The organism is Amycolatopsis sp. NPDC050768 (genome assembly GCF_040654155.1).
Lineage (GTDB): Bacteria > Actinomycetota > Actinomycetes > Mycobacteriales > Pseudonocardiaceae > Amycolatopsis.
Genome location: NZ_JBFAHL010000020.1, coordinates 43,714 through 63,815, shown reverse-complemented (window position 1 = coordinate 63,815; position 20,102 = coordinate 43,714). Strand labels below are relative to the sequence as shown.

Below are 20,102 nucleotides of genomic sequence, written 5' to 3'. Positions count from 1 at the left end.
TTGGATAACCGCTATCTATTGCGGTACCGCAGGGGAGGACGGGTCGTGCAGGACGTGGTGCTGGCGTTGCTGGCCAAGGAGCCGTCGCACGGGTATGACCTGCGCCGCCGGCTGGTGGCGGCGCTGGGACCGCTGGGGGAGACGCTGAACGTGGGGCAGGTCTACGTGACGCTCGCGCGGCTCGAGAAGGCGGGCCTGGTCGTGCAGGACCGCGAGGACGCGCCGGTGCGCGGCCCGCGGCGCAAGGTGTACGCGCTGACGGCGGCCGGGCAGGAGCGGGTGACCGCGTGGATGGGCGAGAGTGCCGGGCCGAGAGCGGACGTGCCGGAGTTCCACCTGAAGCTCGTGGCCGCCGCCGAGTCGGGCCTGGCCGATCCGCTCGCGCTGGTGGATGCGCGGCGGCGCGAGCTGATGCGCAGCCTTGCCGAGGCCCAGCAGGCCAGCCTCGATCACGACCCGAACTCGGAGGCCGGACTGCTCCTGGAGGGCGTCGCCCTGCGGTTGCAGGCCGATCTGCGCTGGCTGGAGGCGTGTGAGCGGACCTGGGCCGCCCGCGCCACGCGGGGGAAAGACGGAGGAAACGGATGACGAGAGACGGTCGGCTGGTCAGCGGCCGCGCACCGCGGGAGAGGGGCCGGCCCGGGGTGGTGTGCGCGGTCGGTCTGTCGCGGGCGTATGGACAGGGCAAGAGCGTGGTGCGCGCCGTCGACGCGGTCGACCTCGACGTGCCCGGCGGGCAGATGCTCGCCGTGACCGGTCCCAGCGGCTGCGGCAAATCGACCCTTCTGCAGCTGCTCGGCGGTCTCGACCGGCCGACCGGCGGCGAGGTGTGGCTCGGCGGCCGGCGCATCGACCACCTCGGCGAGCGGGCGCTGGCCCGGCTGCGGCGCCGCGCCATCGGCTTCGTCTTCCAGTCCTTCCACCTGATGGACGAGCTGAGCGCGGTGGAGAACGTCGAGCTGGCAGCGCTGCTCGCCGGCGCCTCGCCTCGGGCGGCCCGCACCCGTGCCACCGGGCTCCTCGAGCGGGTCGGACTCGCCAACCGGGCCCGGCACCTGCCCTCGGAGCTGTCCGGCGGGCAGCGACAGCGGGTCGCGATCGCCCGTGCGCTGGTCAATGAGCCGCTGGTGGTCTTCGCGGACGAGCCCACCGGAAACCTCGACAGCACCGCGACCCGGGACATCCTGCGGCTCTTCGGCGAACTGCGCGCCGCCCGCCAGACCCTGGTCGTGGTCACCCACGACGAGCGCGTCGCCGCCACGGCGGACCGTGTCGTCGCCCTGCGCGACGGAACGCTGCTCGACGACACCCGCCTGGACGGCGGCACCCGACCGCTCGGCGCGCTCCTGAGCTGGGAGGGCTGAGCCGTGGGGCGCCTGCTGCTGATGTGGCGCTTGGCCGCGCGCGACCTGCGCCGCCGTCCGGCCGAGGCCGCGACCTTCCTGGTCGCCGTCACTCTCGCCAGCGTCAGCCTGACGGTCGGCATCGCGACCACCGGCGCGGTGTCCGACGGGTACGCGAAGACCCGGGAAGCCACCGCCGGCCCCGACGTGATGTCGGTGACCGCGGACCCCGACACCGCCGCCTTCGCGTCGCGCCTGGCCCGGGTGCCCGGCGTGACCGCGGTCGGAGGCCCGTTCTTCGCGTTCGACACCACCATCCAGGCGCACGGCCGTTCCGCGCACTCCGCGGTGGAGGGGCGCACCGCCGAAGCGTCCTCTGTAGACCGTCCATTGGTGACTTCGGGAACCTGGGTGAGTGCCGGTGGAGCGGTGATCGAGCGCGGCTTCGCCCAGTCGCTCGGAGTGGGTGTCGGGGACTCGATCACCGTCAATGGCCGCGGCGTTCCCGTCGTGGGGATCGCGATCAGCGCGGCGACCGCGGTGTATCCGTGGGGTGACCCGGCGCAGATCGGGCCGTCCGACCCCGGTGGGATGGTCTGGCTCACCACCGCCGACGCCCGCGCAGCGGCGCGCGATGATTCCGGCGTCCATCTGATCTACCTGAAGCTGTCCGACCCCGATGCGGCCACCGGGTTCGGGAAGTCCGCGGCGGTCCGGGCCTTGCGCCCCGACGGCGACACGTTCTTCCACTACTGGCAGAACGTCCTGCAGACGGACAAGGCCATCATCGAGTTCACCCGGCCCACGCTGGTCATCGGCGGCTGGCTGCTCACCATCGCCGCGATGGTCACCCTCGCGGCGCTCGCCACCGCGCGCGCCGCCCGCGACAATCGGCGTGCGGCAGTGCTCAAGGCCGTCGGCGCGGGGCCCGGCACGGTCGCCGCCGTGCTGCTGGCGCAGTACCTGGTGCTCACTCTCGTGGCCACGGCATTCGGATTGACCGCCGCGACGGTGGCCGCACCCCACCTGGTCGATCCCAGTGCCGGATTGCTCGACACCGTCAGCCCTCCCGGTGCCGGCACCGTTTTCGCCGCGGTGCTGCTGGCTGTCGTGGTCGCCGTGACCGGTGCGCTCGGTCCCGCCGCGCGGGCGGCCCGCGGCAGCACCGTCCACGCCCTGGCCGACCCGGCGCATGCGCACCCGCGCCTGACCGCCCTGACGGCGTACCTGCCGACGTCGATGCTGCTCGGTGTCCGGCTGGTCGCCGGCCGGCCCGGCCGCGCCGTGCTGGCCTCCGCGGGCACCGCCGCCACCACCCTCATGGTCACCGCGCTGCTCACGTGGCACGCCGATCTCGACGCGACTCCGGCCGTCGAGCGGTTCGGCCCCATCGAAGTGCGCACCGACCAAACCGGTCAGGTGCTGCTTGCGGTCACCGTCGCGCTGATCGCCCTGTCCACTTTGAACACTGTGCTGCTCGGCTGGAGCACCGCCGTGCAGGCCCGCCTCGCGCTGACCATCTCCCGCACCCTGGGCGCCACACCTGGCCAGGTCGTCGCGGCGTTGAGCGTCTCGCAGCTCCTGCCCGCCGTGCCCGGAGTGGTGACGGGTGTCCCGGTCGGGCTCGGGCTGTACTGGCTGTTCGGAACCCAGGTCACGCCCCCGGGCACGTGGCTGCTCACCGCGGTACTCGCCATCCTGCTCGCCGTCGCGGTGCTGTCCGCGCTGCCCGCATGGGCCCACACTCGGAGCCCTGCGGGGAGCGCCCTCGACGGCAATCTCGGCTGAGTGCTTGCTCAGCGCGCGCCCGGCCTCGGCCCGTTCCCCGGGAGACACGTCACAGCGCCTAACGACGGCGACCTGGCCCCGTAAAGTGACCGGAATGGCCGGAAGTAGAGCGGGTGGCGCCAGGTGAGTCGCCGTACGACGCAGCTGGCCGGGCTCGACCTGAACCTGCTCGTCGTTCTCCGGGAGCTGCTGCGTGAGCGCAACGTGACCCGCGCGGCGGGGCGGGTCGGGGTCAGCCAGCCGGCGTTGAGCGCGGCGCTGGCGCGGCTGCGGCGGCACTTCGACGACGAGCTGCTGGTCCGCGAGGGCCGTGGCTACGTCCTGACCCCGCTGGCTCGCCAGCTCGGCCGCCAGGTCGAGGACGTGTGCGCGGCGGCCGAGCAGCTGTTCGCCACCGGGTCGAGCTTCGCGCCCGGCACGTCGGTGCGGGAGTTCACACTGCTGATGGCCGATTACACACTGTCGGTGATCGGGCAGCCGCTGGCCGAGTTGTTCGAGCGGGAGGCGCCGCGCGCGCGGCTGCGGATCCGGCTCGTGCGCGAGTCGCTGAGCGCGGATCTGCCGCGGGTCGTCCGGTTCGTCGACGGGGTCGTCGCGCCGCCGATCGAGCTGGAAAAACTGCCCCGGCTGCGCTCGGCCGAGCTGTTCCGCGACGAGTGGGTCTGCGTCGTGTGGGCCGGGCACGAACTCGGCGCCGCCGGGCTCACCCTGGCCGACCTGCAGCGGCTCGACTGGGTGGTGCCGTATCACCGCGAGCCGGGGGTGCCACTGCCGCCGGTGTCGCGCCGGCTCGCCGCGCTGGGGCTCGCGCCGCGGGTCGCGATGAGCGTGGAGAGCTACCAGGCCGTGCCCGCGCTCGTGGTCGGAACCCACCGGATCGCGCTGGTGCAACGCCGGCTGGCCGTCGAGTTCGCGAAGCGGTCCGACATCTCGGTCCTCGAGTGCCCGGGCGAGCCGGAGGGGATCGTCGAGACGCTGTGGTGGCACGACGACCTCGACCTCGATCCCGCGCACGCCTGGCTGCGCGAGGCGCTGCGCGGCATCGGCGAGCGGCTGGACTGAGGGCGCCAACCATAACCCAGGCTGATTATCGGGATCAGGATTTCTGACTTCCGGGCTACGGCGAGGATTCTTAGACTCCTTCGGTGTCAGCGATATATCGCAGCGGAGCGGTATTCGTGATCGGAAGGAATTCCCTGGATGTCGACGACCGTATCCACGACAGACGAGCGACTGACTCCGGAAGCACGACGATCGATCGTCGGCGGCATCCTCTCATTGTTCGTCGACAGCTTCGACATCTATCTGCCCGCGCTCGTGCTGCCGGCGGTGATGGACTACTTCGAACCGCCGTCCATGCCGGCGACGACGAAGGTCACCCTGGTGACCGTCATCTTCGTCGTCACCTTGCTCGGACGGCCGATCGGCGGCCCGATCTTTGGTAACCTGGCGGACAAGATCGGGCGCCGCCGCGTCACCCTCATCACCGGCGTCGGGTTCACGATCGTCACCCTGCTCATCGGCCTCATGCCGGGCTACGCAACCTGGGGTTATGGCTCGATCGTCGGCTTGATCCTCCTTCGCCTGATCGGCGGTGTCTTCCTGGGTGGCGGCTACGCGGGGCCGGTCCCGCTGGCTATCGAACGCTCGCCGATGAGCCGGCGTGGGCTGGTCGGCGGCGTGATGGCGGCCGGTGCTCCCGCGGCGATCACGCTCATCAGCATCATTCAGCTCGTGGTGCTGGAACGGTTTTCCGGTCCGGACCTGCAATCCTGGGGCTGGCGCATTCCGTTCTTCTTCGGGTTTCTGCTCGGAATCGCGTACGTCGCCTACTATTCGCGCGTCAAAGAGGTCGACCTCGAGGCACTCAAGAAATCGCGAAAGGGAAATCGCGCGCCGCTTTTCGAGCTGTTCAGCCGACGCAACATCCGTGGCTTCGGTCAGGTTTTCCTCCTGATGACCGGTATGTGGTTCGCCGCCCAGATCGTGCTCTCGTTCATGCCCGGGCTCCTGGTCGGCGTCCTGCACCAGAACCCGTCCAACGTGAGCACGCTGGAGATCATCGCCAACGTCGCGACGATCATCGGCATGATCCTCGCCGGGGTACTGGGCCAGCGGATCGGCCGCCGGAAACTGCTGCTCGGCTGCGCTGTCGCCATCACCGTCGGGGCGAGCCTCGCCTACGTGTTCCTCGTGCTGGTCGCGCGGTCCGGGGCGGGGTTCCTGCCGATCGGCATCCTCGCGTTCGTCGCCTTCGTACTGCCCAACGCCCCGCTCGGCTGCCTGGTCGTCTACCTCAACGAGCGCTTCGGCGCCGGTGTCCGCTCCTCGGGCTATGGCACGGTCTACACCCTCAGCCTCATCCTGCCCGCGCTCTACAGCGTCTGGATCACCGTGCTGCAGGCCGTGCTGCCGTACGAGTACACCGCGGTGGTGCTGATCGTCCTGGGTGGCGTGCTGTTCTTCATCGGCGCGTGGATCGGCCCGGAGACCAAGGGCACGGTGCTGCTCGGCACGCCGGTCGAATCGGGCCGGGCCACGCAGACGGCCGAATGATCCCGCCCCGACAAGAACGAGGAGCCACGATCAGCACACGCAGCAACCACCCGGTCGGCTCGCCCCGGTGGGCGACGACCCGGACGCAGTGGAAGTCGATGGGCTACACCGACGAGCAGATCCGGCGGCCCAAGATCGCCGTGGTCAACTCGTCGTCCGGGCTCGCGCCGTGTTTCGCCCACCTCGACGCGATCGCCACCGCGGTGAAGGAGTCGATCGACGCCGCCGGCGGGCTGGCTTTCGAGATCCGGACCGTGGCTCCGACCGACTTCATCATGGCCGCCGGCCGTGGTGGTGGCTACGTCCTGTCGGGCCGGGACCTGGTGTCCTACGACATCGAAGCCGTCGTCGACGGGGCGCAGCTCGACGGGATGGTCTGCCTGGCCTCGTGCGACAAGACGACACCGGGCCAGCTGATGGCGGCCGCGCGCACCGACGTGCCGACGCTGGTCATCGCGTGCGGCTACCAGAGCTGCGGTGCCCTCGACGACGGCCGCCGTGTGGACATCGAGGACGTGTTCGTCGACGCCGGCAAGCTGGCGTCGGGCGCGATCAGCTTCGACGACCTGTGCGCCATGTCGGACCGGGCGATCACCGGCCCCGGTGTCTGCACGGGCATGGGCACGGCCAACACGATGCACGTCGTCGCCGAGGCCCTCGGCATGGCACTGCCCGGCACCACGCCGACTCGCGCCAACAGCGACACCATGTGGGCGGCGGTCCGGGCTTCGGGCGCCGCGATTTTGGCCGCGGTCGAAGCCGACCGGCGGCCCAGCACGGTGATGACACCGGGTGCGGTCCGCAACGCGGTGGCCGCGGTGATCGCCGTCAGCGGGTCGATCAACGCGGTCAAACACCTCGAGGCGATCGCCGCCGAACTCCCCGGCGACTTCGATGTGCACGGCCTGTTCGAGGAGCTCGGCCGCCACGTCGGCCCGCTCACGGCTGTGCGCCCCAACGGGCCGTCGTCGATCGAGGAGTTCGACGACGCCGGTGGTGCTCGCGCGGTGCTGGCCCAGCTCGGCGACGTCGTCGACGGCTCGGTCGCGACGATGAGCGGCCGGACGATGGCCGAGAACCTCGCCGGTGTGACGGTGGACGCCACCGTGATCCGAGCCGAACCGATCCGGCCGGAGTCGACGATCGTGCTGATGCGGGGCAGTCTGTGCCCCGGCACCGCGATCGTGAAGCTGTCGGTCACCGAGACGCGAGCGCGAACATTCCGCGGCCCGGCGCGGGTTTACGAGTCGGCGCCCGAGGCCACCGCGGCGATCGAGCGCGGTGAGGTGCGGCCCGGCGAGGTACTCGTGCTCCGCGGGCTCGGCGTCACCGGAACCCCGGGGATGGGCATGGCGTCGGCCGTGGTCTTCGCGCTCAACGGCGCCGGGCTGAGCGAGCAGGTCGCCTTCGTCACTGACGGGCAGCTCTCCGGGCTCGTGAACAAGGGCATCGTCGTCGGGGAGGTCACCCCCGAAGGCGGGGTCCCCGGCCCGCTCGGTGTGGTGCGCACCGGGGACGAGATCGCGATCGACGTCCCGGCTCGCACCGCCGACCTGCTCGTGGCACCGGCCGAGCTCGAGCACCGGCTCGCGGACTACCCCCGCACGCGGTCGCCGCAGACCTGGCCGGCTCGCCCGGGTTCGTGGCTCGGTGTGTACGCCGACGCCGTGGAACCGCTCGACCGTGGCGCGACCCTGCGCCGTTCTTCTTCGTCCTAAGGAGTTTTTGTTGCCTCACGCACTGACCGATCTGCGGGTGAACACCGTCACCCGGCCCGCCGACCGCTCCGTGGAGTCGCTCGAAGCCGACATCCTCGTCGTCGGCGCGGGGATCGCCGGACTGACCGCGGCGATCGACGCGAAACGACGCGGCCGCGACGTCGTGCTCGCCGACGCGCTTCCTGTCCTGGGTGGACAGTGCGTGAACTCCATGATCGGGCTGTTCTGCGGGATCTACGGAAACGCTCCCGAATACCACCAGCTCACGCACGGGATCTTCGACGAGATGTTCCCGGCGCTGGAGCGTTCCGGCGACATCGCGTACAACCGCACCCACACCCAGACCGTCCCCTACGACGAGGTCGCGTTGGGCCGGTGGTTCGAGAACCTCGTTTCCGAGCTCGGGATCAGGGTCGTGCTGGGCGCGTCGATCAACGGGGTCGCCATTGAGGGCGGGGTGATCGAGCAGGTGGACTTCGCGACCCGCTACGGTCCGGTTTCGGTGCGCGCCAAGGGATTCGTGGACGCGACCGGCGACGCCGCGCTGGCGTGGGAAGCCGGGCTGCCGTGCCGGGTGCCGGAGCGGACGGTGTGGGGCTCACAGCAGATCCGGCTCGCCGGTCTGGTCGAGTCGGCCAAACCCGACCCGGCCGAATTGGTGGCCCGCATCGACGAGAAGGCCGACGAGTACGGCCTCCTCCGTCGCGACGGGCTCGCCTTCTTCTTCCCGGGACGCAACACTGCCGTGATGAACATGACTCACGTGGAGGCGCCCCTGACCGCGGTCGAGGCGACCGAGGCGCAGCTGCGGGGGCGGGCGCAGGCCGACCGGGTCGTCGAGTTCCTGCGCATCGAGTTCCCGGCGGCGTTCAAGGACGCTTCCGTGCTGGCCTACGGTTTTCCCGGGCGCCGGCAGACGCGATGGCTGGCCGCCGATCACCAGCTCACCCTCGACGAGGTCCGCAACGGCACCGGTTTCGCGGACGCGGTGGCGCGGACGGCGTGGCCGGTGGAGCTGCACGACCGGGCGTCGGGCTACGCGTGGGAGACTTTCGGGCCGGATCACGTGCACTACGTCCCGCTGCGCAGCCTGACCTCACCGGAGGCACGGAACCTGGTCGCGGCCGGCCGGTGCGTCGACGGCGACGCGGCGGCTCTGTCGAGCGTGCGGGTGATGGGCCCGTGCTCGGCGATGGGCAGCGCCGCCGCGCACGCACTGGACCTGACGCTGGGTGGCGATGTCCACGACGTCGATCTGACCGCGTTGCGTGACCGCATCCGTGACAACGTGGAGGGCTGAGCGATGGTAGGGCTCACCGACGAAGAGAAGGGCATGCGCGACGGCGCGGAAGGCGGCGCGGTCGCGGCGGCGATGGATCTGCTGATCCGCTACGCCGACGCGCTGGGCGCCGAGCGGCTGTGCGAGACCCGAAACGTCGCGGGCACGACCACACAACCTTCACCGGCCAAGGAAAAGCTGGTCGCCGAGGGTGGCTGGGCCAAGGCGTTCTCGGTGATCAGCCTCGACTGCGACGACGACCTCGAAATCCCGCCGATGCGGGTTCCGACCTGCCAGCTGCAGCACGGGTTCGGCGAAGACGCGCGCGGCATCATGCCGTACCCCGAGCACAAGATCGACCTGCAGGCCGAGGCCGAGTCGTTCGCCAGCAGCCGCGGTGTCAACGTGCTCGCCACTTGCACGCCCTACCAGGTCGGCAACCTCCCGACCTACGGCGAGCACGTCGCCTGGATGGAGTCGTCGGCGGTCGTCTACGCCAACTCCGTCCTGGGCGCGCGCACCAACTGCGAGGGTGGTGCCTCGACCGGCGCCGCGAGCCTGACCGGGCGGATCCCGTGCTGGGGCAACCACCACCGGGAAAACCGCTACGGCACGCACCTCATCGAGACGACGCTGGCGCTCAACGGATTCCAGGACTGGGGGCTGCTCGGCTACTTCGCCGGCGACGTCGTCCAGGAGGAGCGGCCGGTCGTCATCGGCGAGCTGGGCAGCCCGGATCTGGCGGACCTCAAGCATTTCGGTGCCGCCGCCGCGTCGTCCGGCGGCGTGGAGATGTATCACCTGCCGGGCCGGACCCCCGACGCGCCGACGCTCGAGGCCGCCTTCGGAGGCCGCTCGATCCCCGCGTCGATCCGGTACGGCGAAGCAGAGCGTCGTGCCGTCTACGAGTCGCTCAACTCGATCGGGGACAGCGAGGACGTCGATTTCGTGCTGCTGGGCTGCCCGCACGCTTCGCTGGAGCAGGTCGGCCGGGTCGCTCGCGCGCTCGAGGGCCGCACGATCTCGGCCGGCTGCGAACTGTGGCTGATGACCCCCCGCGCGCTGCGGACGGTCGCCGATCGCAACGGCTGGACCGAAACCATCCGGCGCGCCGGCGGGCGGATCCTCACCGACTCCTGCCCGGCGATGTCGCGTGTCGCTCCGGACGGCACGAAGGTGTTCGCGACCGACTCCGCGAAGCAGGCCCACTACCTGCCCGCGATCCTCGGGATCGAGGCGTGGTTCGGCACGCTCGAGGAATGCGTCGATGCCGCTGTCACCGGCCGGTGGCGCGGCTCGCTCGCGCCCGTCGGGAAGGCCCGCCGATGACCGGCGTGCAGCTGCGCGGCCGGGGCATCGTTCCCGGCCGCGTCGTCGGCGAGGCGCTGGTCTCCCGAGAGACGATCTCGGGCTGGGGCGGCATCGACCCGGCGACGGGCACGATCATCGAACGCCGGCACGAGCTGTTCGGCGTCTGCTTCACCGGGAAGGTCCTGGTGTTCCCGGGCGCCAAGGGTTCCTCGGGGTGGTCGGGCTTCTTCCAGTCCACCCGGCTGCTGGGCACCGCGCCGCTCGCGATGGTCTTCACCCGCCTCACGACGAAGGCCGCGCTGGGCGCGATCGTGACCCGGGTTCCGGCGATCACCGACCTCGACGACGACCCGGTCGCCCGCATCACCACCGGCGACCTCGTCGAGGTCGACGCCGATCGCGGGCTGGTGCGGGTGCTCCCGCGCTGAGGTCCGAGACGAAGGGGCGGTGCCTCCGGCCCCTCGTCTCGGCCGGTCCACGGGCCGGTCCGGGTGCGCGTGTGCCCGACCTCACCGAGGTTCGCGTTGACCTTGACATTCGTGTGAAGGTTCGATCCTGGTGGCATGCGATACGAAACCGCGGGGCCGGCCGAGACCCCGGACGCAAGCGCGCACCACAAGTTCCCGTGGGGGGCCTTGGCGGCGCTGGCCACCGCCGCGTTCATCACAGCCGGTCGTAGTCGGCGGCACCGAAGGACGCCTGTCCGTGTCGGACGAGCGGGAGGATGCCCAAGGTCTCAGCCCGTGACGCCGGAGCTGCGCCGGGCGGCCGCCCGCTTGAGCTCGCCGCGGGCGATGGTGCGCCGGTGGACGGCGTCGGGGCCGTCGACGATGCGGAGCACCCGCGCCCAGGCGTAGAAGTACGCCCGGGGGAGTGTCGTCGGAGACGCCGGCGCACCCGGGCGCAGGCCGAGTGCTCCGGCACCGAGCGCGGCGACTCGACTCCCGGAAGAAAGACGGTAGCCTCCACTGAGCGACCGCTTAGCCGCCGGGGTGCGCGGCAGAACAGGAGACCAGAGCTGTGAACTCGTTCAAGGACCGCGTGGCGATCGTGACCGGCGCCAGCCGCGGGATCGGCCTCGCCATCGCGAAGGGCCTGGTCGAGCGGGGTGCGAAGGTGTGCATCACCGCGCGGAAGCCCGAGCCGCTCGCCGAGGCCGTCGCTGAGCTCGGGGGCGAAGACTTCGCGATCGCCGTGCCCGGCAAGGCCGACGACACCGGGCACCAGGACGAGGCGGTCGCCAAGACGATCGAGCGCTTCGGCAGGCTCGACATGCTCGTGAACAACACCGGCATCAACCCGGTCTACGGGTCCACGCTCGACATCGACCCGGCCGCCGCGGCGAAGATCTTCGCCGTGAACGTGCTGGCGCCGATCGCCTGGACCAGGCGCGCCCGCGACGCGTGGATGGGCGAGCACGGCGGCTCGGTCGTCAACGTCGCCTCGATCGCCGGCCTGCGCGCGTCGCCCGGTATCGGCATGTACGGCGTGAGCAAGGCCGCGCTGATCCGCCTCACGCAGGAGCTCGGCGCCGAGCTCGGGCCGAAGATCCGCGTGAACGCGGTCGCCCCGGCCGTGGTCAAGACCAAGTTCGCGACCGCCCTGTACGAGGGCAAGGAAGAGGAAGTGGCGGCGGCCTACCCGATGAAGCGCCTCGGTATGCCCGAGGACATCGCGGGCGCGGTGGCGTTCCTGCTCTCCGAGGACGCGGGCTGGATGACCGGCCAGACCGTGGTCCTCGACGGCGGCGTGACTCTGGGCGGTGGCCTGTGAGCGCCGGGGTCGTCATCACGGGTGGCGGCGGCGGGATCGGCCGGGCGCTGGCGCGGCGCTTCGCGGCCGACGGTGCGCGCGTGGTCGTGGCCGACCTCAACGGCGAAGCCGCGGCGGAGGTGGCCGCCGAGGTCGGTGGCACCTCGTTCACCGGTGACGTCGCGAGCGAAGACGGCGTCGCGAAGCTCCTCGCGGCCGCCCGCGAGACGCTGGGCGAGATCGACGTCTTCTGCGCCAACGCGGGCGTCGCGCCCTTCGGCGACGAGCAGGCCACCGAGGACGACTGGGCCCGCACCTGGGACGTCAACGTGATGGCCCACGTCCGCGCGGCCAAGCAGCTGCTGCCCGCGTGGCTCGAACGCGGCAAGGGCCACTTCATCGCCACCGCGTCGGCCGCGGGCCTGCTCACGACGCTGGGCTCCGCGCCGTATTCGGTGACGAAGCACGGCGCGCTGGCCTTCGCCGAGTGGCTTTCGGCGACCTACCGCCACCGCGGCATCACGGTGCAGGCCATCTGCCCGCAGGGCGTGCGCACGGCGATGCTGGAGAGCAGCGGCCCGCGCGGCCAGCTGCTGATGGGCGCGTCGGCGATCGGCCCCGAGCAGGTGGCCGACGCGTTGTTCACCGCCATCGACGAGGGCCGGTTCCTCGTGCTGCCTCACCCCGAGGTCGCCGAGTATTACGCGCTGCGCGCCACGCAGACCGACCGCTGGCTCGGCGGCATGAACAAGCTGCAGCGCAAGATCGAGGCGCTGCCGGAGGATTGATCGTCGCGGGCGGGCGCCCGGTTCGGGTGCCCGCCCGTGCGTTCCGGCTTGCCCGTTCCGGGTGCCCGCCCGTGCGTTCCGGCTTGCCCGTTCCGGGTACCCGGGGTTGACGCACGGCACGCGGGCTCTCTAGCGTCCCCATACCGACTGGTCGGTGTCCGAGGGAGGCCGCGGGATGAGCTGGTACGACGCGAAGCCCTGGCTCGCGAGCTACGACGAGCAGCGCGCCGCCGCGAGCGAGTTCACGCCGACCACGCCGCTGGCCACCTTCCGCCGCACCGTCGCGCAGGCACCGGAAACCACGGCGCTGGTGTACTTCGACGCCCGGATCACCTACCGCGAGCTGGACGAGCTCTCCGACGCGTTCGCCCGCCACCTCACCGCCTCCGGGTTCGGTCGCGGCGACCGGCTCGCGCTGGTGCTGCAGAACATCCCCCAGTTCGTGATCTCCCTGCTCGGCGCGTGGAAAGCCGGCGGGATCGTGGTGCCGGTCAACCCGATGTACCGCGCGGGCGAGCTGAGCCACGTGCTGACCGACGCCGGCGTCAAGGCGCTTGTCTGCTCACAAACCGCGTGGCACGACTACGTCAGCGCCCTCGTGCCCGACAGCTCGGTGACGATCGCCGTGACCACGAGCGAGCTCGACCTGCAGACCCGCGACGACGAGCGCGTGCTCGGCAAGGTGCGCCGCGAGGCGACGCCGGGCGCGGCCGACCTGCTCGAGGTGCTGCGCTCGACGCCCGGTGATCCGCCGCCCGACCCCGGGCTCGGCCTCGACGACGTCGCGCTGATCAGCTACACGTCCGGCACGAGCGGGAAACCCAAGGGCGCCACCAACACCCACGGCAACCTCGGCACCAACGCCGTGATCCTCGCCGGCGCCGGCCGCGTCGAACCGGGCGCCACGGTGTTCGCGCTCGCGCCCCTGTTCCACATCACCGGGATGGTGTGCGAGGTCGCCTACGCCATCGAGATCGCCGGCACGCTGGCGCTCGCGTACCGCTTCGAAGCCGGCGTGGTGCTCGGGGCGCTGCTGGAGCACAAGCCGGCGTACATGGTCGGCCCGTCGACGGCGTACATGGCGCTGATGGCGCACCCGGACGTCACTCCCGAGCACTTCGCGTCGTTCGACGCGCTGTACTCCGGCGGCGCGGCGCTGCCTCCGGCGGTGGTCGACACGTTCCGCGACCGGTTCGGCCAGTACATCCACAACGGCTACGGCCTCACCGAGACCACAGCCGGCTGCGTCGTGGTGCCCGCCGGTGTCGAGGCGCCCCTCGACCCGGCTTCGGGCACGCTGTCGATCGGGCTGCCGGTGCCCGGCGTGATCGTGCGGATCCTGGCTGACGACGGCACGGAGCTGCCGTTCGGCGAGGCGGGCGAGATCGCCGTCGAAGGGCCCATGGTCGTGCCCGGCTACTGGAACCGGCCGGACGCCACGGCCGAGGCGCTGCCCGGCGGGCGGCTGCTGACCGCCGACGTCGGGTTCATGGACGAGCGTGGCTGGGTCTACGTCGTGGACCGCAAGAAGGACATGATCAACGCCTCCGGGTTCAAGGTGTGGCCGCGCGAGGTCGAGGACGTGCTGTACACGCACCCCGGCGTCCGCGAGGCCGCTGTGGTGGGTGTGCCGGACGAGTACCGCGGCGAGACGGTGAAGGCGTACGTGAGCGCGGCGCCGGGCGCGACGCCCGATCCCGACGAGCTGGTGGCCTACTGCCGGGAGCGGCTGGCCGCCTACAAGTACCCCCGATCGGTCGAGGTGCTCGCCGAGCTGCCGAAGACCGCGAGCGGGAAGATCCTGAGGCGCGAGCTGCGCGCCCGAGGCTAGGAGGTCGTGACGGTGGTCGAGACGGTCCGCGGCGCGGTCGAGCCGGCAGCGCTGGGCAAGGTGCTCATGCACGAGCACATTTTCGTGCTGAGCCCGGAGTTCGTGGCCAACTACCCGGAGCACGACGGGTTCGACGAGTCCGTGCACGTGCCGGAGGCGATCGCGAAGCTGCAGGCGCTCAAGGACGCCGGGATCGACACGATCGTGGACCCGACGGTGATCGGGCTGGGGCGCTACGTGCCGCGTGTGCAGAAGGTCGCCGCCGAGGTGGGGCTGCAGATCGTCGTGGCGACGGGTCTGTACACCTACCACGACGTGCCGCACTACCTCTCGCTGCGCGGGCCGGGCACGCCGCTCGGCGGTGACGACCCGCTGGTCGCGATGTTCGTCGGCGACATCACCGAGGGCATCGCCGGCACCGGCGTGAAGGCCGGGATCCTCAAGTGCGCCACCGACGAACCCGGGATGACGCCCGGCGTCGAGCGGGTGCTGCGCGCGGTCGCCAAGGCGCACCGGGCCACGGGGGCGCCGATCATGACCCACACGCACGCGGGCACGCGGCGCGGGCTGGAGCAGCAGGACGTGTTCGAGTCCGAGGGCGTGGACCTGAGCCGTGTGCTGATCGGGCACAGCGGCGACTCGGCCGACCTCGGCTACCTCACGGCCCTGGCCGACCGCGGCTCGCTGCTCGGCATGGACCGCTTCGGCCTGGACGTCTACCTGCCGTTCGAACAGCGCGTGGCGACGGTCGCGGCGATGTGCGAGCGCGGCTACGCCCGCAGCATGGTGCTCTCGCACGACGCGTCGTGCTACTTCGACTGGCTCGAGGCACCGGTGCGCGAGGCCGTGCTGCCCAACTGGCACTACCTCCACATCACCGACGACGTGCTCCCCGCGCTGCGCGAACGCGGCGTCAGCGAAACCGACCTCACCACGATGCTCGTCGACAACCCGCGCCGCCTGCTCGACCACGGGGGCGCGTACTGACCGGCCTCGGCCGGTAGGCTGGCTGTTCTCTGAGTTCCCGGAGGGGGTGTGGCGATGACCCGGGCCGGCACGCGCAAGGCCGTCGTCTCCGACGAGTCGCCCGCGGTGCCTCGCCGCCTGCTTCAGCACGCGACGAAGCTCTTCGCGAAGAAGGGCTTCGACCGCACGTCGGTGCAGGAGATCGTCGAGGCCGCCGGCGTCACCAAAGGCGCCATGTACCACTACTTCGGCTCCAAGGACGACCTGCTCTACGAGATCTACGCCCGAGTGCTGCGCGAGCAGACCTCCCAGCTCGAACGCGTCGCCTCCAGCGCCGCGCCGCTGCGCGAACGCCTGGCCGCCGCCGCGTCCGACGTGGTCGTCAGCAGCATCGACAACCTCGACGACAACACCATCTTCCTGCAGTCCATGCACCAGCTCAGCGCCGACAAGCGCAAGGCCGTGCGCGCCGAACGCCGCAAGTACCACGAACGGTTCCGCCGCCTGATCGAAGAAGGCCAGGCTTCCGGCCAGTTCCGCACGGACAAGCCCGCGGACCTGGTCGTGGACTTCTTCTTCGGCTCGGTCCACCACCTGGGCACGTGGTACCGCCGGGGTGGGCCGCTGTCGGCGCGCGAGGTGGGGGACCAATTCGCGGACCTGCTGCTGTCGATGCTCCGGCCGTAATTCTGCCTCGGCTGTTTTTTCTGCCTCGGCTCCGCCGAGGCGTGCGAGATCGCCTTTGAGCCGGCTTCCGAATTCAGCGGTCTGATCGGCCGGGGGCCGATCGCACCGCTGAATTCGGAAACCGGCGCGATCTCGCGCTGTGGTTGGGTTCGCGCACGCCTCATTCCACGGGCGCGACCACCACCCCGTGGCGCGCGAGGACGCGGGTGACGAAGTCCGTTTTGCCCGCGGTGTAGGCCTCGCGGTCCGTGGTTTCCGTGGCGAGGCGGCGTTTCAGCGTGCCGTACTCCGCGGCCAGCGCCGGATCCGCCCGCAGGGCGTCGCGGAAAGTGAGCTGGGCCCGCCAACGCGGGTGGCCGGCCGGGATCAGGTGCAGGTGCGCCAGCCGATGCTCGTTGGTGGAGTCGGGTAGCACGAAGAACCGCCGCCATTGCGCGCTGACGTCGAGGGACGGCGGCACGTACGCCCAGCCATCGGCCGACAGGACAGCGCCGGCGGAAGCCACCACCGCATCAACGTCCGCCACCGAAGCCATCACGTCCACCACCGGCTTGGCCGCCAACCCCGGCACCGACGTGGACCCGACGTGCTCCACCCCGTCGACCAGCCATGGCCCGAGCACCTCGGCCAAGCGCGCGCACAAGGTCGCACCACGTGCCGCCCACATCGGGTCGGCGGCGGTGACGTGCGGCTTTTCGTACGCCCAAGCCGGGGGATCACTCATGGGCACGCACGCTACCGGCGGGCACCGACAGTTTCGGTGCCCGCCGGGGTTCACGGGCGAGGCGCCGTCGTACTGCCCGGCACTGTTTCGTCGGCCGGGTCGAACGGGAGATACGTCGTGCCCAGCCTGGGGGCCCAGCCGATGGTCAGCGGGGACACGGCGGGGGTCTCCGCGTGCTGGGGGAGGAACCCGATGTCCACCGGGGTCGAGAAGTCCACGGTCAGGAACCGGGTGGGTTCGGCGACGCTCACGAGAGAGCCCTCCTGATCGCTTCCTCGCCCAGGATCGGGTCGTTGGTCGGGTCCTCGACGGCCGGGGCGAGGGCGCGCGGCGCGATTTTCGGGGTGAGGGTCCCGAAGACCGGGTCCGGTGGGGCCGCGGTGTGGTACTCGGGGAAGTGGGCCTGGTAGTCCACCATCGACTGGACCAGTGCGGGCTCCGCGAAGCGCGGTCCCCAGAACTGGGCCGAGATCGGCAGGCCGGCGGTGGCGCCGACGGGGAAGCTCACCATGGGCCAGCCCAGCGCGTTCGGCACCTGGTAGTACGCCCGGTACACCGGGAAGCCGGGGCCACCGCCGGCACGTTCGCCGATCACGTCGCCGAGGGCCAGCACGAGCATGAAGTCGACGCCGGCGTCCTCCAGCGCCCGGGTGTAGTTGGCGATGAGCCGGCGCCGCCGCTGTTCGCCCTCGTAGCGGACGGAGGCGGGGATGCCGCCGTTGAAGCGGTCGGCGCTCGCGAAGCTCGCCGCCGTCTCACCGGGCGCGCGCCGGCCGTACTGGCCGGTGAGGGTCGCGACAGCGTCGGCCGTCGGGATGCCGCTCGCGCAGAAGTCCGCCACCGCCGCGACGAACCGGACCTCGTAGCGGTTCGCGTTCACCACCGCGGCCGAGGGCGACACGGGCGATCCGTCCACCGTCGCCAGCACGTCCGCCGACGCGAAGTACGGGTTCTGCGCGGGGTCGGTCATGTCCAGACCGGGGAACTCCTTCACCTGGGCGCCCAGGCTCTTCAGCTGTCCCACCAGCCGGTTGAACGCCTTCAGGTGCTCGGCGCCGTAGGTGTCCTGCGGGCTGACCCCGGTCTTGATGGTGCCGCCCACGTTCATCCAGTCCGTCTGCGGGACGCCGATCGTCAGGCCCTGCAACGGAGTCCGCCCTGGCCGCGGCGACGACGGGATCACCGGGAACGGCAGAGGCGCCGAGAGCGTCTGCGGGTCGTTCACCGGGTCCGGACCGAGGATCGTGCTCAGGATCAGCGCCGAGTCCCGTGCGCTGCGGGAGATCGGGCCGAGCACGTCGTAACCCGGTGAGAGCGGCATGAGCCCGGCGATCGACACCGTGCCCAGCGACGGCTTGATCCCGCTGGCGCCGTTCGCGGCCGACGGCATGATGATGCTGCCGCCCGTCTCCTCGCCGATGCAGGCAGCGGCCAGCCGCGCGATGGGAGCGACCCCCGAGCCCTGGCTCGATCCGCCCGGCACGTGCGACGGGCTCCAGGCGTTGCCCGCGAACGTGCCGGTGATCGAGCCGGAGAAAGCCGAGCAGATGGTGTTGCCCAGCAGCACCACGCCGGCCGCGCGCAGCCGGGCGACGACCGTCGCGTCCTGGAGCGCCTTGTTGCCGGTGAACGCCGCGCTGCCGTCCTGCGCGTTCAGGCCCTTGATGCCCACGGAGTCCTTGATGCCCATGGGGATCCCGCACAGCGGCGACAGGTCGCCGCCGTGCCGGCGCCAGGTCGAGATCCGCTGGTCGGCGGCTCGCGCGGCGGCGAGCGCGCCGGCGGTGTCGACGCGTACGAACGCGTTGTACGCGCCGTTGTCGCCGTAGACCTCGAAGGGACCGTTGAACTTCGAGATCCGGCCGAGGTAGGCCTGGGTGATCTCGACGCTCGACGTGCGGCCCGCGCGCAGCAGCGCGGCGAGCTCGGTGATCTCGTAGTCCACGAGCCGGCCGCGGTGGGGGATCTGGTTCACCGACGGCAGCGCCGGGCCGCCGGACGGCGCCGCGCTCGCCGGCGCCGCACCCAACGTGAGGGAAAGGGTGCCACCGGCGACCGCCGCACCGGCGCCGCCGAGCACGGATCTCCGCGTGAGTCTTCCTGGTTGTGCCACGTACTGCCTCGCTTCTGAACAGGTGGGGAAGGGCAGGCGCGACGCTAGGACCCTGCGGTTGCGGGGGAGTTTTCGAGTATTACGAAGACATTTCGTGTTCAGACCTTTCGCCCTATGCCGGGAAGCCGTGCCCGGCAAGGACGTCCTAAGGCCACGCTGCGGTCACGATTCGGTGCACCCGCCCACCGCGGTTCGCGACCGCAACCCGACCCGGGCGCGAGATCGCGCCGGCTTCTGGATTGAGCGGTGCGATCGGCCCCCGGCCGATCAGACCGCTCAATCCAGAAGCCGGCTCAAAGGCGATCTCGCACGCCCTGGCGAAGCCGGGGCAAATAACTCAGTGCCGCTTCAGGTGATCCAAGACCCGCGGCAGGATGAACTCTCCGGCCTCTTCGGGCAGCCAGTGGCTGGCGCCCTCCACGACCTCGAACTCGTACTCGCCGTCGACATAAGAGCGGGTCAGCTCGGCAGCCGTGCGGCCCAGGTACGGGTCCTCGCTGCCCCACAGGTACAGCGTCGGCACGGAGATGCGGCCGGCGGGGATGTCGAACTCGCTGGCGGCCGGGCCGCGGTACCAGTTCAACGTGGCGGTCAGCGCGCCCGGCTCGGTCAGGCGCGTGATGTTGCGTTCGACCAGCTCGGCGGGCACGCGGTCGCCGTACGCGGCGCGCAGTTCGGCGGCGTCGTCGGCGAGCAGGGAGGCCTCGGCGCGGCCGTCGAGGTGGCGGAAGAAGCGGACGTAGCCGAGGTCGCGGAACTGGCGGGTGTCGTCGGTGGCGGCGCGGTGCAGGGCGGCGGGGTGCGGGGTGGTGAGGATGGTCAGGGATCGCAACTGGTCGGGGTGCGCGCTGGCGAACGCCCAGCCGACCATGCCGCCCCAGTCGTGCGCGACGAGGTGGAAGCGATCCGACCCCAGCGCCGCGGCGAAGGCGATTACGTCGGTGATGAGGTGGCGCACCGAGTACTGGTCGACGTCCAGCGGTCGAGCGCCCGAGGCGTAGCCGCGCTGGTCGACCGCGACGGCGCGGTAGCCGGCCGCGCCCAGTACCGCGAGTTCCGTGGTCCACGAGTCGGCGAACTCCGCCCATCCGTGCAGCAACAGGACGAGCTCCCCGGACTCGGGGCCGGCGGCGAGCGCGCTGTGGTGGTGGGTGCCGACGGTGATCGTCAGCTGCTCGGTGCCCGGGACCATGATCACCAGGCTAGGAAGCCGAAGCTTCCGGCCACCACAGGAAAAAGTGCACTC

General features: G+C 71.2%; 18 protein-coding genes. 14 read left to right on the top strand and 4 right to left on the bottom strand.

The window, feature by feature from the left end; translation table 11 throughout:
* Positions 1 to 45 precede the first annotated feature (45 nt).
* The 14 genes from AB0H62_RS40905 to AB0H62_RS40840 all read left to right on the top strand — a co-directional run bounded on the left by AB0H62_RS40905 (position 46) and on the right by AB0H62_RS40840 (position 16,019).
* Positions 46 to 588, top strand: a complete 543-nt coding sequence (locus AB0H62_RS40905; protein WP_220238794.1) for a PadR family transcriptional regulator — start codon at positions 46 to 48, stop codon at positions 586 to 588.
* Positions 585 to 1,364: an ABC transporter ATP-binding protein gene (locus AB0H62_RS40900; RefSeq protein ID WP_360591934.1), complete on the top strand. Its 780-nt coding sequence runs from the start codon at positions 585 to 587 to the stop codon at positions 1,362 to 1,364. Before AB0H62_RS40905 ends, AB0H62_RS40900 begins: the two co-directional genes overlap by 4 nt.
* 3 nt (positions 1,365 to 1,367) lie before the next feature.
* Positions 1,368 to 3,131 (top strand): FtsX-like permease family protein, encoded by a 1,764-nt coding sequence (locus AB0H62_RS40895; RefSeq protein ID WP_360591933.1) that lies wholly within the window; start codon positions 1,368 to 1,370, stop codon positions 3,129 to 3,131.
* A gap of 123 nt (positions 3,132 to 3,254) precedes the next feature.
* Entirely contained in the window at positions 3,255 to 4,193 is a 939-nt protein-coding gene (locus tag AB0H62_RS40890; protein WP_220238797.1) for a LysR family transcriptional regulator, read from the top strand.
* 138 nt (positions 4,194 to 4,331) lie between these two features.
* Positions 4,332 to 5,687: an MFS transporter gene (locus AB0H62_RS40885; protein WP_220238798.1), complete on the top strand. Its 1,356-nt coding sequence runs from the start codon at positions 4,332 to 4,334 to the stop codon at positions 5,685 to 5,687.
* A gap of 98 nt (positions 5,688 to 5,785) precedes the next feature.
* The gene (locus AB0H62_RS40880; RefSeq protein ID WP_360591932.1) at positions 5,786 to 7,405 is read left to right on the top strand and encodes a dihydroxy-acid dehydratase; all 1,620 of its coding nucleotides are present in this window, start codon (positions 5,786 to 5,788) and stop codon (positions 7,403 to 7,405) included.
* Between the two features lie 10 nt (positions 7,406 to 7,415).
* Complete coding sequence (locus AB0H62_RS40875) at positions 7,416 to 8,705, top strand: FAD-dependent oxidoreductase (RefSeq protein WP_220238800.1); 1,290 nt, start codon at positions 7,416 to 7,418, stop codon at positions 8,703 to 8,705.
* A 3-nt stretch (positions 8,706 to 8,708) separates the two neighbouring features.
* The gene (locus tag AB0H62_RS40870) at positions 8,709 to 10,013 is read left to right on the top strand and encodes an aconitase X catalytic domain-containing protein (RefSeq protein ID WP_360591931.1); all 1,305 of its coding nucleotides are present in this window, start codon (positions 8,709 to 8,711) and stop codon (positions 10,011 to 10,013) included.
* Complete coding sequence (locus AB0H62_RS40865; RefSeq protein ID WP_220238802.1) at positions 10,010 to 10,423, top strand: DUF126 domain-containing protein; 414 nt, start codon at positions 10,010 to 10,012, stop codon at positions 10,421 to 10,423. The genes AB0H62_RS40870 and AB0H62_RS40865 overlap by 4 nt, the downstream gene beginning before the upstream one ends.
* Before the next feature lie 592 nt (positions 10,424 to 11,015).
* The gene (locus AB0H62_RS40860; protein ID WP_220238803.1) at positions 11,016 to 11,768 is read left to right on the top strand and encodes an SDR family oxidoreductase; all 753 of its coding nucleotides are present in this window, start codon (positions 11,016 to 11,018) and stop codon (positions 11,766 to 11,768) included.
* On the top strand, positions 11,765 to 12,535 hold the full coding sequence (locus tag AB0H62_RS40855) for an SDR family oxidoreductase (protein ID WP_220238804.1): 771 nt from the start codon (positions 11,765 to 11,767) through the stop codon (positions 12,533 to 12,535). Before AB0H62_RS40860 ends, AB0H62_RS40855 begins: the two co-directional genes overlap by 4 nt.
* A gap of 175 nt (positions 12,536 to 12,710) precedes the next feature.
* On the top strand, positions 12,711 to 14,366 hold the full coding sequence (locus tag AB0H62_RS40850; protein ID WP_360591930.1) for an AMP-binding protein: 1,656 nt from the start codon (positions 12,711 to 12,713) through the stop codon (positions 14,364 to 14,366).
* Between the two features lie 12 nt (positions 14,367 to 14,378).
* A complete protein-coding gene (locus AB0H62_RS40845; RefSeq protein ID WP_354885186.1) occupies positions 14,379 to 15,353 on the top strand; it encodes a phosphotriesterase-related protein in 975 nt (324 codons plus the stop codon).
* 54 nt (positions 15,354 to 15,407) lie between these two features.
* On the top strand, positions 15,408 to 16,019 hold the full coding sequence (locus AB0H62_RS40840) for a TetR/AcrR family transcriptional regulator (protein WP_360591929.1): 612 nt from the start codon (positions 15,408 to 15,410) through the stop codon (positions 16,017 to 16,019).
* Positions 16,020 to 16,179: 160 nt separating this feature from the next.
* Here AB0H62_RS40840 and AB0H62_RS40835 read toward each other — a convergent pair whose 3' ends face one another.
* From AB0H62_RS40835 to AB0H62_RS40820, 4 genes are all read right to left on the bottom strand, one after another.
* On the bottom strand, positions 16,180 to 16,743 hold the full coding sequence (locus tag AB0H62_RS40835) for a GrpB family protein (protein WP_220238808.1): 564 nt from the start codon (positions 16,741 to 16,743) through the stop codon (positions 16,180 to 16,182).
* A 50-nt stretch (positions 16,744 to 16,793) separates the two neighbouring features.
* Positions 16,794 to 16,994: a hypothetical protein gene (locus AB0H62_RS40830; protein ID WP_220238809.1), complete on the bottom strand. Its 201-nt coding sequence runs from the start codon at positions 16,992 to 16,994 to the stop codon at positions 16,794 to 16,796.
* Positions 16,991 to 18,823, bottom strand: coding sequence for an amidase (locus tag AB0H62_RS40825; protein ID WP_360591928.1), 1,833 nt, complete (start codon positions 18,821 to 18,823; stop codon positions 16,991 to 16,993). Before AB0H62_RS40825 ends, AB0H62_RS40830 begins: the two co-directional genes overlap by 4 nt.
* A 370-nt stretch (positions 18,824 to 19,193) precedes the next feature.
* Complete coding sequence (locus AB0H62_RS40820) at positions 19,194 to 20,048, bottom strand: alpha/beta hydrolase (RefSeq protein WP_360591927.1); 855 nt, start codon at positions 20,046 to 20,048, stop codon at positions 19,194 to 19,196.
* Positions 20,049 to 20,102: the final 54 nt, after the last annotated feature.